Origin of the sequence: Mesorhizobium sp. M0051 (assembly GCF_040323235.1) — a bacterium.
GTDB lineage: Bacteria > Pseudomonadota > Alphaproteobacteria > Rhizobiales > Rhizobiaceae > Mesorhizobium.
In genome coordinates, this window is sequence record NZ_JAMYUT010000002.1 from 251,455 (window position 1) to 265,054 (window position 13,600).

Below are 13,600 nucleotides of genomic sequence, written 5' to 3' on the forward strand. Positions count from 1 at the left end.
GCCATTTCACATATCCTTGTCACGCGGAACTTGTAACGAGCCCATATGCTCAAGCTGAAATTGCGCGAACGACCCTTTCCCGAGCTTTCCTATGCCAATCCGCGCCAGCCGGCGCTGACGCGCTGGTTCATCCATTCGGTCGAAGGCCTGTCGGGCCGCGACCGTTACACCGCGCTTTACGATTTCTGGCGCCGTCAGGTCGTGCCGACAGGCGAGCGCGTGTTCGGTCGCATGCTCGACCTGATCGATGTACGGGTGCGGACGTCAGACCAATGGCCACCCGCACAATTGCCGGATACGCCGCTGGTGATCGTCGCCAATCATCCGTTCGGCATCGGTGACGGCATTGCCGTGCTGTCATTGGCCGAGCAGCTCGGACGCCCGTTCCGGGTGATGATCCACAAGGATCTGCTCAAGATCCGCGAGATGGAGCCTTACTCGCTGCCGATCGACTTTTCCGAGACCAAGGACGCGCTCAAGAACAACATGGCCGTGCGCCACGAGGCGGTGCGGCTGCTCAAGCAAGGCGTCACCATCGTGGTGTTTCCCGCCGGTGGCGTCGCCACCGCGCCAAATGGTTTTGGCCGGGCGCGCGACCTGCCGTGGAAGATGTTTCCGGCGCGTCTCATTCAGGAGGCAAAGGCGTCGGTGATCCCGATGCATTTTTCCGGGCAGAATGGCAGGCTTTTCCATCTGGTCAGCGGGCCGATGAACATGGCCGAGCGCAACGGCCGCCTGGCGAAGTTCGTCGGCAAGGCGTCGCTGACATTGCGGACGTCGCTGCTCATCCACGAATTCGCGCGGCTGTCCGGCAAGGCGATCGACGTGCGTGTCGGCGAGGTGCTGAGCTGGAGCGAACTGGAGCCATTGCGTGACCGCAAGGCATTGCTTCACCGCCTTTATCGCGGCGTGTTCGACCTGGCGCCGACCTTGCCGCGCCGCCGGATTCCGTTCCTGCCGGCGCGGACCAAGCTGGCTGCTTGAAATCAATTGAAGGTCAGTCCGCACCTTCTTCGGGATCCATCGCCGCCGCTTCGGTGGCCAGAACCTCGATCTCCTGGTTCTGCCCGGCCACGACCGTGAAATCCTTCTGATAGATGCGGTCGCGGTTCTTGGCGATGATGGTGTAGTCGCCCTCGGCCAGCACCATGGATGCGAACGCGCCGACAGTTTCCTTGATCGGATCGCCGGATTCGTTGAGCAACGACCATGACGTGTCGGCGATCGCCTCGCCACCGGTCTCGCGCACCAATTTCATCGTGATCTCGGCGGCGTGGTGCTCGACGGTGGCTTCGGTCAGCTTGCCGGCCTCGACGCGGATGTCGGAGCGGATGACCGCATTGACCGCGCCATAGGTCGAGACGACATGGTAGATGCCGGCGTTGAGCCGTACGACACTGTTGGGCTCGACATCGGGGATGATCAGCGCGCGGTCGCCATTAGCCTCTGCCGTGCCCTCGTAGATCGAAAAGCGCAGCTTCTTCGGCGGAATGCGCACGCCGCCGGACAGCACAGCATCAAGCTTGAGGCCGCCGGCATCGAGCACGAGGCTCTCGCGCTTGGCGTCCTTGCCGACGGTGATGCGCTTGGTGGCGCCGGCCCGACCGTAGGAGGCATGAACAAGATAGCTGCCGGGTTCGAGCTGGAAGACGGCGGTCCCGCCATGCGCGGAGGCGACCATCGGCAATTTTCCGTTGATGGCTTCGGGCTTGAAGACCCGCCAGACGATGCCGCGGGTGATGTCGGAACCCTTGTCGGTCAACTGCGCGGAGAGCGTGATGGCGCCGCCGCCGCTCAGCGCCAGCGACCTCTCGCCTTTCGGCGTCGCATAGCTTGAGATTCCGGGAAGCTTCAGGTCGCTTACGCCATCGACGTTCTGCGCCATGGCGAACGAAACCGGCGCCATGAACAGCAGGGCGCTGAGCCAGACCAGGAAAAGACGGATAGTCCCCTCAAACATGCCTTGCGTTGAAGCCCATGGCGGTGGCAATTTCAAGGCTTAAGAGTCCGATCGATACGACTCTCCCATCCGGCGTATATTCCGCGCCAATGCCCGAGTCGCCCGAATTCCCGATGGTGCGCTTCAGCTCAAGACAGACTGTTCAGGAGACTTGCGCCCATGGCGTCGCCGATCATCGACTTTCTGCTGAGCCGAAACTCCGCGCCGATTCCTGATTTGAAGGAGCCGGCGCCGAGCGATGTGGAGATCGCGACGATGATCGCCGCCGCCTCGCGAGTGCCCGATCATGGCCGATTGGAGCCTTGGCGCTTTATCCTCTATCGTGGCGATGCTCGTATCGAGATCGGCAGACAACTGGCAGCACTTGCCGAGCAGCGGGAGGGTCCATTGCCGGAAGGCCGCCGCAACCAGGAACTGGCGCGGTTCTCGCGCGCGCCGCTGGTGATAGGCGTGATATCGATCCCAAGGGAGAACCCAAAAATCCCGCAATGGGAAATGTTCCTGTCGGGCGGTATGGCGGCGATGAACCTGATGATTGCAGCCAACGCGCTGGGTTATGGCACCAACATGATCAGCAACTGGTATTCGGATGTGCCGGAGGGTAGGGCGCTGCTCGGGCTGGCACCGCTGGAGCGCGTCGTCGGTTTCATTCATATCGGCTCTTATGCGGGCCCGGCGCCGGAGCGGCCGCGGCCAGATCCCGCAAAGCTTTATGGTGACTATTCGGGGCCGTGGGCGGGCTGAATGTTCTACGAACCTTCAAAGGGCCACGGCCTGCCGCACGACCCTTCGAAGGCAATCGTCGCGCCGCGCCCGATCGGCTGGATTTCGACGCTGAACGGAGCCGGCGAGGTCAATCTCGCGCCGTACTCCTTCTTCAATGCCGTTTCGACGCGGCCCTTCATCGTCTGGTTCTCCTCAGAGGGCGAGAAGGACAGCGCCTCCTTCGCGCAGGAAACCGGTGAGTTTGTCGCCAATCTGGTCAGCCGCGATCTCGCCGACAAGATGAACCGCACATCGGTCAATGCACCGCGCGGCGTCAATGAGTTCATCTATGCCGATCTTGCGATGGCGCCGTCGCGCCTGGTCGCGCCACCGCGTGTGGCGGCAGCGCCGGCCGCACTCGAATGCCGGGTGACGGAGGTCTTTCGGCCAAAGGCGCTGGACGGATCGCCGACAAGCGCTGTCGTTGTCGCCGGCGAAGTGGTCGGCGTATACATCGACGACGCCTTCCTGACAGACGGTCTGTTCGACATCACCAAGGCAGGCAATGTCGCTCGCCTCGGCTATATGGAGTATGCCAGCGTCGACGAGGTATTTTCGATGCGCCGGCCGCGCTGGGACAAGGACTAATCCTTGGGTCGGCCGCCGTCCGCCGCGTCGGCGGATTCCCTGGCCGTGGGCACGCGAAAGCGATTCCCCTTTATTTGAACACAGGCTAAGAGAGCGGCTTCGGCGATGCGCTAGAGTCGGCGCATCGACCTTGGGGATATTGCGGGGCGTCGGCTAAATGAAGGAACGAGACTCGCTGGCAACCCGGCTGCGCTACGGGTTTGACAAGAGCATGGCCGCCGGCCCGATCGCGCTGATCGGCTGGCTTGCCGTCGTTTCACTGCTGATCATCGTCGTCGCCGCGAGTTTCCTTGCGGTGACCCGCATCGCGCCCGAAGGCGGCGAGCCGCTGAACTTTGTCGAAGCGTTCTGGGAATCGCTGATGCGCACGCTCGATTCCGGTACGATGGGCGGCGACACTGGCTGGGCCTTTCGTCTCGTCATGCTGTTTGTCACGCTTGCCGGCATCTTCGTCGTTTCGGCGCTCATCGGCGTGCTGAGCGCCGGCGTCGACAGCAAGCTCGATGAATTGCGCAAGGGCCGTTCGCGGGTGCTGGAGACAGATCACACGGTCATCCTCAACTGGTCGCCGTCGATCTTCGACGTCATCTCCGAGCTCGTCATTGCCAATGCCAGCCGCCGACGTCCGCGCATTGTGGTCATGGCCAATATGGACAAGGTCGAGATGGAGGACGAGATCGCGGCCAAGGTCGGCAAGCTGGGCAACACGCGCATCATCTGCCGCAGCGGTGACCCGACCGATCTCTACGACCTTGCCATCGTCAATCCGCAGACCTCGCGGTCGGTCATCGTGCTGTCGCCGGACGGCGACGATCCGGATTCGCAGGTCATCAAGACGGTGCTGGCGCTGGTCAACGACCCGAACCGGCGCACCGCCCCCTACAACATCGCCGCCGAGATCCGCGATGGCAAGAACGCCGAGGTCGCGCGCGTCGTCGGCGGAGCCGAGGTGCAGCTCGTGCTGGCCGACCAGTTGATCTCGCGCATCGTCGTGCATTCAAGCCGGCAGTCGGGCCTCAGCGGCGTCTATTCGGAGCTGCTCGATTTCGACGGCTGCGAAATCTATACGACCGAGCAGCCGGACCTCACCGGCAAGACCTTCGGCGAGGCGGTGATGGCGTATGAACACTGTGCGCTGATCGGGCTTTGCGACCAAGAGGGACGCGTCAATCTCAACCCGCCGTCGGACCTGGTGATCGGCAAGGACATGCGCGCCATCATCGTCGCCGAGGACGATGCGGCGATAAAGCTGGGGAGCGCTGGCATCAAGATCGACGCGGCGGCGATCCTCGAGCCGCGGCCCGTCGAGACGAAGCCGGAGCGCACGCTTGTCCTCGGCTGGAACCGGCGCGGTCCGATCATAACCTACGAACTGTCGCGCTACGTCGCGCCTGGTTCGATCCTGACCATAGCGGCCGATACGCCCGACCTTGAGCAGGAGGTTGCCGGCCTGCCGGTCGCCAGTGACAATCTGTCGGTTTACTGCCGCGTCACGGACACATCGAGCAGCTCCGCTCTGGCAAGCCTGGACGTGCCTTCCTACGACCATGTGCTCGTCCTCGGCTATAGCGAAACCATGCCAGCGCAGCCCGCCGATACGCGCACGCTGGTGACGCTGCTGCATCTGCGCAAGATCGCGGTTGACGCCGGTATGCACATCAGCATCGTCAGCGAGATGATCGACGTGCGCAACCGAGATCTTGCGGCAGTCACCAAGGCCGATGATTTCGTCGTCAGCAACAGGCTGGTCAGCCTGATGCTGGCGCAGGCGTCCGAGAACCAGCACCTTGCCGCGATCTTCGATGACCTGCTCGATGAGGAGGGTTCCGAAATCTACATGCGTCCCGTCGCTGACTATGTCGCCATCGAGCGGCCGCTGACCTTCTGGACAATCGCGGAATCGGCGCGGTTGCGCGGTGAAATCGCCTTGGGTTACAGGCGCATTCGCGCCGGAGACGCCGACCAGCGGGCGCTGGGCGGCGTCACCGTCAACCCGTTGAAGTCGGAGCCGTTGGCCTATTTGCCGGAGGATCGGATCATCGTGTTGGCGCGGGACTGAGAGCAGGGCGATCCGTCGTTTCACGAAAACGCCAAACCGGTCGAATGCCCTGTTTTGACGCAACTCGGACAGAAACGGTTTCACACTTTTCCTGAAAATGGCTCTAAGCGGAAACGCCGGCCGCTCCGGCACGCGCCAGAAGCCGCTCGGCCAGCCGCAGATGCGGGCGGTCGTACATCTTGCCGTCGATGCCGACGACGCCGGGATTTCCCGCCGCCTGGAACGCCGCGACGATTGCCGTCGATTGCCTCACCGCCTCGACTGACGGCGTGAAGGCGGCGTTGATGACCGGCACCTGGTCGGGGTGGATCGCCATCTTGCCGGTGAAGCCGTCGCGCTCGGCTTCAGTGCATTCCGCTTTGAAGGCGGCCATGTCGCGAAAATTCGGGAAGACGGTGTCGATCGCCGCAACCTCTGCCGCGGCAGCGGCGAGTATGGTCATGATACGAGCGTGGCGGAAAACGTCGGTGTAGCGGCCATGCTCGTCGCGGACCGCACGTGCACCAATCGCCGCCGACAGATCTTCCGCTCCCCAGGTGAGACCGGCAAGCCGCGCGCTTGTTCCGGCATAGGTCGCGGCCGCCAGCACGCCTGCCGGCATTTCGGTGATGATCGGCAGGATCTTGATCGCGCCATCGGCCAGGCCGTTTTCGGCCTCGTGCACCCTGAGCTTTGCCGAGAGATGCTGCACATCCTGGCCGCTGTTCGACTTGGGCAGCATGATGCCGTCGGGTCTTGCCGGCACCAATGCCGCCAGGTCGTCATCGGTCAGCCCGGTCGACAGATCGTTGACCCTGACATAGATGACTGAGCTGGTTTGCGCCCTGCGTTCGACGATGAAGCGCGCCGCCACTTCGCGCGCCAGCGCCTTGTTGTGCGGCGCCACGGAATCCTCGAGGTCGACGATGACCACGTCGGCACCGGCTCCAAAACCCTTTTCCAGCTTCTTCTGGGAATCGCCGGGGACAAATAGCAGTGAACGCATGTTTCAGGTCGCCTTCTTCAGCATCATCGCTTGCCGCGTGCATTTGGCGACGAGATCGCCGTGCTGGTTGTAGGCGCGATGCTCGAATTCGACGATGCCGCGATCGGGTTTCGACCTGGACTCGCGTACCGAGATGACTGTTGTCTCGACCCGGATGGTGTCGCCATGGAAGACCGGATGCGGAAACACGGTTTCCTTCATGCCGAGATTGGCGACCGTTGTGCCGACGGTGATGTCGTTGACCGAAATGCCGATCATCAGGCCGAGCGTGAACAGCGAGTTGACCAGCGGCTTGCCCCACTCGCTTTTGGCGGCGAAGTCGAAGTCGATGTGCAGCGGCTGCGGGTTCAGCGTCATGACCGAAAACAGCATGTTATCGCTTTCGGTGACGGTCTTGCGCAGCGTGTGCTGGAAGACGTGGCCGACAACGAACTCCTGGAGATAAAGCCCGGCCATTTTCTCTCGCCTCCACTAGCTGACGGTTGATATGCGCTGCACCCAGCGCTCGCAAGCCAGTTAATGAACATGGTGAACCGTTCGTAAACCATTTCTGCCTACCGTCTCCACGGGGCCAGGACCGTTCTGGCAAGGGGCGTAAGCAGGCGGCATGGTTGTTTCGCATTTTTTGAGATGGATTTGCACGGCCAGGGTGACAGAGCGCGCCGCCGCGGCAAGCGCGCTGGCCCGAGCCTACGTCAATTCCGACCTGCCGTTCGAGGACCGTTGCGCCGCGGAGGCGGCGCTGACGCTGTTGCTCGACGATGCTTCGTCGAAGGTGCGGCTGGCGATGGCCGAGGCACTGTCGATGAGCCACCACGCGCCATTGCAGATCATCAGTGTGCTGGCCTCCGACCAGCCGGAAGTCGCCGGCATGGTACTGGCGCGTTCGCCGCTGCTTACCGACGCCGATCTGATCAACCGCGTAGCCTCAAGTCCGAAGGTGACGCAGAGACTGATCGCCGACCGGCCGGTCGTCTCGATGGCGCTGTCGGCCGCGATCGCCGAGATCGGCGAGGCCGAAGCCTGCGCCGTGTTGCTCGCCAACAGCGGCGCCGACATCGCCTCGCTCAGCTTCCGCCGCATGGCTGAACGCCACGGCCATCTGCCTCTGGTTCGTGAGGCGCTGATATCGGACGCCCGGCTGCCTGCCGACTGTCGGCATATGCTGCTCGTCAAGCTCGGCGAGATGCTGAAAACGTCGCCGTTGGTCATGGCAATGATGGGCGCGGCGCGCGCCGACCGCGTCATGCGCGATGCCTGCGTCAAGGCTTCGGTGACGCTGATCGAGGGCACGCGCCAGGAAGAACATGCCGCACTGATCGAGCATCTCAGGCTGCGCGGCGATCTCACCGCCAGCTTCCTCATCCGCACCATCGCGCACGGCAAGGTCGATTTCTTCGGCTCGGCGCTGGTCGCGCTCAGCCAGCAGTCCGAACAAAGGGTGAGGGCGCTGCTTGCCGGCGGGCACGATGTCGCCCTGCAGGCGTTGTTCCGCAGCGCCGGCCTCGCCGCCGCCACACACGCCATCATCCTGCGCGCATTGAAGATCTGGCGCGAGGTCGCCAACGGCAAGCGCGTCGCCGGTGTGCAGGAGGTCAGCTGGCTGATGCTCAAGGAAGTGGGTGGACAGTCGGCGGAAGGCGATCTGGCCGCGCTGGTCAAGTCGATCCATCTCGACGCGCTGCGCGAGAACGCGCGGGGCCATGCGCTGGCGATCGCCGCCGCCTAAAGTATCGATATTCAGGTGATGCCGGCCTGCGAATGACGGTTCCCTGCGCTTCCGGTGCTCACAAAAGTACGCTCCGCTCCGGTTCTCGGAACCCGCCATTCTCGGCTCGGCCTGACCGAATCTCGACACACTTGGGCACGCTAGTTTTGACCCTTCGTGAAGAAATCCGGGAAATCCTCCATCGCCGCGGCGATGATGCGCAGCGATACCGCTATCTGCAGCAATTCGCCGGTGCCGTTTCGCTGGGCGATGTTTGCCGCATATTGGCGGGCGACGGCGACGGTCGACGTCTGCGGATCGCCGAGGGCGCGAAAGAGCAGTTCGCGCGCCAGCGCCCGCAGGAAGTTGGTGATCGAAACCGCGGTCTCCGATGGGATGGCATGGCTTTGGCTTGCTCCGCGCAGCCGGAGGATCTCCAAGCCGACGGTGACGGCGGCGACGCCGCCGCCTAAGACAGCATCGCCCCTGCTGCCGGCATTCTGCACCAGAGGCATCAACTGGTTGATGCGATCATAGGCGAGGCTCTCGAAGGCCGAGCGCCTCGGCACACGCTCATGCAGGCAAAGCCGCGCCAAATCCTCGCGCATGGCGCGCACGATGCGGTTGGCCGCGAGCCACGGATCGGCGGGCAACACGACGATGAAGACGCCGATCGCCAGCAGAATGCCGACCAGGATCGATGCCGAACCGGCGAAGAAGGGGCCGGGATCGTAGGTCATCGCCTGATGCGGACTGAGGAAGGCGAGGAAGTTGATGGCGAAGGCCGTCGCCACGCCGACATAGCGTGGATTGGCCATCGCCAGCGCCGTGGGCACCAGGATCGGCACGACAAACAGCATGAACCAGCCGAAGCCGGGCAAGGCGGGCAACGCGATCTGGCCGACAAGAAAGGCAAAGGGCAAAGCGAGCAACGTTCCCTTGAAGAACCCCCAGGCGACCTGCACAGGGTCGGGACGGGCCGCAAACAGGCTGGATACGACGGCAACGAGAATGACCGTGCCGGCCGCTTCCGACCATTTCGTCGTCAGCCAGAAGGCGGCGACCAGCAAGGTGGCCAAGGCAGCGCGCACGGCATTGCGCGATGCGCCGGAGTAGTCGCGATGCACCACCAGCGCGGGCTGCCTGCTGCCCCGGACCGGGCGCGTGGCGGGCGCGCGCAAGGCATCGAGGCCGCGCAGCACCTGCTTGAACGCCTCGGCGAAATCGGCGGCGATAGTAAGGCGGGTGATGGTGCCGACCCAGTCGTCGCCCTGATCGGTCGGGGCATCGGGCATTTGCCGGGCCTTGGCTGAAATGGCGTCAAGTCGCGTCATCCAGGGCGCGGTGTCGTCCAGCGCGCCGGGTTTCGCAGCCAGTTCGCTGACAAGGGCGTGCAATTCCGATCGCACCGGGATGAGTGCGGCGTTCTTAGGGGCAGCGTGCGAATGCAGCGCGCGTGCCGCCGAGAGGGCCGAGAGCAGCTGTCCGATGGTGCGTCGGACCGGATGGGAGCGCGGCGCAAAGCTCGGCGCTTCCAGCCTGGCATAGGCGCGCATCTCGCCGAGCGTCTGGGTGTCGGCGACCAGCTTTCGGTGCAGGCCGGACAGCGTTGCAGGATCGCCGCCGGAGAACGCGCCGCCGGCGTAAGTCGCAAGATCGAGAATGCAGCGTTTCAGCCGCGAGACGATGGCGTTGCTGGCCAGCTTTGGCAAGATCAGCCGGCTGGTCAGGCCGGCGCAGATAATGCCGAGCACGATCTCGGCGCATCTCGCGACCGCGAGGTCGACGACGAGGTGCGGCTGTCCGAAGGCGGGCAGGCCGATGATCATCGCGGTGTAGCCGGCAAGGGCGGCGCCATAGGCTTCGGGATTGCGCAGCAGCGACGAGACGAAGGTGCAGATGCCGATCCAAAGGGCAAGCACCGTCACCAATACCCAGGGGCCGGTGCCGAACACCGTGGTGATGCTTATCGCAGCCATGCCGCCGACCAGCGTGCCGAGCAATCGGTAGAAGCCCTTCGCCAGCACCATGCCGGCAACCGGCTGGGCGACGATGAACACCGTCATCATGGCCCATTGCGGGTGGTCGAGCTTCAACGCATAGGCGGCCAGCAGCGCGATCAGGCCGGCCGAAACAGTGCGCAGGGCGAAAATCCAATCCGAACGCGTCGGTTGCGTTAGCGCGGCGAAACTGGTCTCGAAATGATCTTTCAGCCGCCTCCAGGTCACATGCACGTCTCCGAAACTGGAGCCTTGTTATGGACCGGCGGGAGGCTAGATATCCAGCACTTCCGTTTCGGCGAATTCGGCGCGTTCCTGGATGAAGCGGAAGCGCGCTTCCGGCTTGGTGCCCATCAACGCATCGACGGCATCCTTGGTCGCTGCCTCGGCGTCGATCACATCGATCCGAAGCAGCGTGCGCTTTTTCGGGTCCATGGTGGTTTCCTTGAGCTGCGCGGCCATCATCTCGCCCAGACCCTTGAAGCGGCCTAGCTCGACCTTGCCGCGCCCGGTGAACTCGGTGCGCAGCAGCTCGTCCTTGTGCGCGTCGTCCCGGGCATAGGCGACCTTGCCGCCTTGCCTGATCGAGTAAAGCGGCGGCACCGCCAGATAAAGGTGGCCGCCACGCACCAGCGCCGGCATTTCCTGGTAGAAGAAGGTGATCAGAAGCGAAGCTATGTGGGCGCCGTCGACGTCGGCGTCGGTCATGATGATGACCCGGTCGTAGCGCAAATCCTCGTCGCGATATTTCGACCGCGTACCGCAGCCGAGCGCCTGGATCAGGTCCGAAATCTGCTGGTTGCCGGCAAGCTTGTCGTTGCCGGCGCTGGCGACGTTGAGGATCTTGCCGCGCAGTGGCAGCACCGCCTGGCTGGCGCGGTCGCGCGCCTGCTTGGCCGAGCCGCCCGCCGAGTCACCTTCGACGATGAAGAGTTCGGCACCGGCCGCGGCATTCTGCGTGCAGTCGGCGAGCTTGCCGGGCAGCCGCAATTTGCGCACCGCGCTCTTGCGCGAAACTTCCTTTTCCTGGCGCCGGCGCACCCGTTCGTCGGCGCGCGCGATTACCCATTCGAGCAGCTTCGATGCTTCCTGCGGATTGTCGGCCAGCCAATGATCGAACGGATCGCGGATGGCGGTCTCGACAATCCGAATCGCCTCTATCGTCGCCAGCCTGTCCTTTGTCTGGCCGACGAATTCCGGCTCGCGGATGAACACCGACAGCATGCCCGCCGCCGAGATCATGACGTCCTCCGAGGTGACGATGGATGCGCGTTTGTTGCCGACGAGATCGGCATAAGCGCGCAGGCCCCGCGTCAGCACATTGCGGAAGCCGGCCTCATGTGTGCCGCCTTCACCGGTTGGGATTGTGTTGCAGTAGGAATTGATGAAGCCGTCGCCACCGAACCAGGTCACCGCCCATTCGAGCGAGCCATGGCCGCCTTGCTTCTCGCTCTTGCCGGCAAAGATTTCGCGCGTCACCTGGAAATCGTCGCCGAGCGATGCCTTGAGATAGTCCTTCAGGCCGCCGGGAAAATGGAACTCCGCCTTGGCCGGCGTCTGGTCCTTTTCCTTGATCAGCGACGGATCGCAGGTCCAGCGGATCTCGACGCCGCCGAACAGGTAGGCCTTCGAGCGCGTCATGCGGTAGAGCCGTGCCGGTTCGAATGCCGCGCCCTTGCCGAAAATCTGCTCATCAGGGTGAAAGCGGATTTTTGTGCCGCGCCGGTTGTGAACCTCGCCCAACTGCTCGAGGCCGGTTACCGGAACGCCGCGCGAGAAGCGCTGGCGATAGAGTTGGCGGCCTCGCGCGACTTCGACCTCGAGATGGTCCGACAGCGCGTTGACCACGGAAACGCCGACGCCATGCAGGCCGCCGGATGTTTCGTAGACCTTCGAGTCGAACTTGCCGCCCGAATGCAGCGTCGTCATGATCACTTCGAGCGCAGGCTTCTTGAACTTCGGATGCGGATCGACCGGAATGCCTCGGCCATTGTCGGTGACGGCGAGATAACCATCGGCCGAGAGTTCGACATCGATGAAGGTGGCATGGCCGGCAACCGCTTCGTCCATCGAATTGTCGATGACCTCGGCGAACAGATGGTGCATCGCCTTGTCGTCGGTGCCGCCGATATACATGCCTGGCCGGCGGCGCACCGGCTCCAGCCCTTCCAGCACCTCGATGTCGGCGGCGCTATAGCCCTCGCTGCCGTCCTTTATCGCGGCAGGACGCTTCGTTGCTTGCACCAGCGGATCCGCCGGGCGCGCTGGTGTGCGAACCGGCGGCGGCTGCTTGTCCATATTGCCGAAAAGATCGTTGCTGTCGTCCATGCCTGCCATAGGGTCCGGTGCTGCGAATCACCTCGCGATACTGCCACGCTTTTCAGCGCCAAGCGACCGAGGTTCCTGTTCCGTTCGGGGATTCGGCCCCTCTTACCCCAAAACCATTCGATAACCAAGCCGGCGGAAATAGGTCAAATGCGTCCGCGCAAGATTCCTGATTCTTTAACAATGCCGCCTAGCGTGAGCCCAACAAAACAAGAAACTGCGGGCATCAGGGGTTTCGGCGTGAGGGGCAAGGCCATATCGATGATCGGCATCGCCGCCGTTTTCGGCGCGATCTCGATCTTTGCCGCGGATTTCTGGGTCAAGAGTCAAGCCAAGGCCGATTCCGAAAAGACGGCGTCGATCGCAGCACCCGTCGCCCCTAAGGTCGCATTCAAGACCATCGTGGTGGCGAATGCCCCGTTGCGCTATGGCATGGAACTCGACCGCACCAAGCTCAGCGAAATCCCATGGCCGCAGGATTCCCTGCCGCAGGGCGCCTTCGCCACCATAGATGGTTTGCTCGGCGAGGGCAGCCGCGTGGTGCTGTCGCCGATCGAGGTCAACGAACCGTTGCTGCTGACCAAGCTGTCGGGGCCAAACGGCCGCGCGACGCTTTCGAATATGATGACGCCCGGGATGCGGGCTGTGACGATCCGCACCGACGAGATTGCCGGTGTCGGCGGCTTCGTCACGCCGGGCGACCGTGTCGATGTCGTGCTGACGCGCGACGCCGGCGAAATCCAGGAAGTGGCCAAGAACGCACAGGGAGCGGCCGGGTCGACGGTCACCTCCGAGATCGTCGTTGCCGATGCCAAGGTGCTGAGCGTCGGGCAGGGTGCCGATGAGCGCCAGACGACACCGCAGATTTCCAATTCGGTGACCATCGAGGTGACGACTGACGGCGCGCAGAAAGTGGCGCTGGCCCGCACTGTCGGCACGCTGTCGCTGTCGCTGCGCTCGGCCAGCGAAGGTGGCGACGGCAAGGGCGGCGTCACCACCATCTCTTCGTTCGGCGGATCGGTCGCCTCGAACGTGCAGGCTGCTGCCGGTTCGCTGTTCGATGCCGTGGTGAAAGAGCCGGAGAAACCGAAGTTCAAGACCGTCATCGTGACGCGCGGCACAAAGGCCGAGGAATACCAGGTTCCTTCGCGGGACCAAAAATAGAAGCCAGTGGGGACTGGGCGAGGAACGGGACGATGTTGGCGTTGAT

11 protein-coding genes are annotated in these 13,600 nt (G+C 63.5%); 6 read left to right on the plus strand and 5 right to left on the minus strand.

All coding sequences use genetic code 11. The annotated features are described in order from the left end of the window. The first annotated feature begins 45 nt into the window (after window positions 1-45). A complete protein-coding gene (locus NKJ90_RS03150; RefSeq protein ID WP_023757554.1) occupies window positions 46-984 on the plus strand; it encodes a lysophospholipid acyltransferase family protein in 939 nt (312 codons plus the stop codon). Window positions 985-997: 13 nt separating this feature from the next. On the opposite strand, the gene NKJ90_RS03155 is transcribed toward NKJ90_RS03150, so the two are convergent. After that, window positions 998-1,960, minus strand: a complete 963-nt coding sequence (locus tag NKJ90_RS03155) for an RgsD C-terminal domain-containing protein (protein WP_023757553.1) — start codon at window positions 1,958-1,960, stop codon at window positions 998-1,000. Window positions 1,961-2,119: 159 nt separating this feature from the next. On the opposite strand from NKJ90_RS03155, the gene NKJ90_RS03160 reads away from it, so the two are divergent. The 3 genes from NKJ90_RS03160 (at window position 2,120) to NKJ90_RS03170 (ending at window position 5,372) form a co-directional block, all read left to right on the plus strand. Further along, the gene (locus NKJ90_RS03160; protein WP_023757552.1) at window positions 2,120-2,704 is read left to right on the plus strand and encodes a nitroreductase family protein; all 585 of its coding nucleotides are present in this window, start codon (window positions 2,120-2,122) and stop codon (window positions 2,702-2,704) included. Then, on the plus strand, window positions 2,705-3,313 hold the full coding sequence (locus NKJ90_RS03165) for a flavin reductase family protein (RefSeq protein WP_023757551.1): 609 nt from the start codon (window positions 2,705-2,707) through the stop codon (window positions 3,311-3,313). It begins immediately after the preceding gene. Between the two features lie 157 nt (window positions 3,314-3,470). Further along, window positions 3,471-5,372, plus strand: a complete 1,902-nt coding sequence (locus NKJ90_RS03170; RefSeq protein ID WP_352485647.1) for a CASTOR/POLLUX-related putative ion channel — start codon at window positions 3,471-3,473, stop codon at window positions 5,370-5,372. A 103-nt stretch (window positions 5,373-5,475) separates the two neighbouring features. Here NKJ90_RS03170 and NKJ90_RS03175 read toward each other — a convergent pair whose 3' ends face one another. Further along, window positions 5,476-6,357 carry an HpcH/HpaI aldolase/citrate lyase family protein gene (locus NKJ90_RS03175; RefSeq protein WP_023757549.1) on the minus strand — a complete coding sequence of 294 codons (882 nt, stop codon included), beginning with the start codon at window positions 6,355-6,357 and terminating at the stop codon, window positions 5,476-5,478. Window positions 6,358-6,360: 3 nt separating this feature from the next. Further along, window positions 6,361-6,813: a MaoC family dehydratase gene (locus tag NKJ90_RS03180; protein ID WP_023757548.1), complete on the minus strand. Its 453-nt coding sequence runs from the start codon at window positions 6,811-6,813 to the stop codon at window positions 6,361-6,363. Between the two features lie 151 nt (window positions 6,814-6,964). Here NKJ90_RS03180 and NKJ90_RS03185 point away from each other — a divergent pair, with 151 nt between their 5' ends. Next, window positions 6,965-8,086 carry a DUF2336 domain-containing protein gene (locus NKJ90_RS03185; RefSeq protein WP_023757547.1) on the plus strand — a complete coding sequence of 374 codons (1,122 nt, stop codon included), beginning with the start codon at window positions 6,965-6,967 and terminating at the stop codon, window positions 8,084-8,086. A 140-nt stretch (window positions 8,087-8,226) separates the two neighbouring features. Here the strand turns inward: NKJ90_RS03185 and NKJ90_RS03190 are convergent, their stop codons facing one another. Then, complete coding sequence (locus NKJ90_RS03190) at window positions 8,227-10,293, minus strand: FUSC family protein (protein WP_023757546.1); 2,067 nt, start codon at window positions 10,291-10,293, stop codon at window positions 8,227-8,229. Between the two features lie 45 nt (window positions 10,294-10,338). Beyond that, window positions 10,339-12,393 carry a DNA topoisomerase IV subunit B gene (gene parE / locus NKJ90_RS03195; protein ID WP_023757545.1) on the minus strand — a complete coding sequence of 685 codons (2,055 nt, stop codon included), beginning with the start codon at window positions 12,391-12,393 and terminating at the stop codon, window positions 10,339-10,341. A gap of 237 nt (window positions 12,394-12,630) precedes the next feature. Between parE and cpaB the strand changes: the two genes are divergently transcribed. Next, window positions 12,631-13,554: a Flp pilus assembly protein CpaB gene (cpaB, locus tag NKJ90_RS03200; RefSeq protein WP_245266429.1), complete on the plus strand. Its 924-nt coding sequence runs from the start codon at window positions 12,631-12,633 to the stop codon at window positions 13,552-13,554. The last annotated feature ends 46 nt before the right edge of the window (window positions 13,555-13,600 follow it).

Coding starts and splice junctions, on each gene's coding strand:
- NKJ90_RS03150 (WP_023757554.1), top strand. CDS start 46: ATGCTCAAGCTGAAATTGCGCGAACGACCCTTTCCCGAGCTTTCCTAT.
- NKJ90_RS03155 (WP_023757553.1), bottom strand. CDS start 1,960: ATGTTTGAGGGGACTATCCGTCTTTTCCTGGTCTGGCTCAGCGCCCTG.
- NKJ90_RS03160 (WP_023757552.1), top strand. CDS start 2,120: ATGGCGTCGCCGATCATCGACTTTCTGCTGAGCCGAAACTCCGCGCCG.
- NKJ90_RS03165 (WP_023757551.1), top strand. CDS start 2,705: ATGTTCTACGAACCTTCAAAGGGCCACGGCCTGCCGCACGACCCTTCG.
- NKJ90_RS03170 (WP_352485647.1), top strand. CDS start 3,471: ATGAAGGAACGAGACTCGCTGGCAACCCGGCTGCGCTACGGGTTTGAC.
- NKJ90_RS03175 (WP_023757549.1), bottom strand. CDS start 6,357: ATGCGTTCACTGCTATTTGTCCCCGGCGATTCCCAGAAGAAGCTGGAA.
- NKJ90_RS03180 (WP_023757548.1), bottom strand. CDS start 6,813: ATGGCCGGGCTTTATCTCCAGGAGTTCGTTGTCGGCCACGTCTTCCAG.
- NKJ90_RS03185 (WP_023757547.1), top strand. CDS start 6,965: ATGGTTGTTTCGCATTTTTTGAGATGGATTTGCACGGCCAGGGTGACA.
- parE (WP_023757545.1), bottom strand. CDS start 12,393: ATGGACGACAGCAACGATCTTTTCGGCAATATGGACAAGCAGCCGCCG.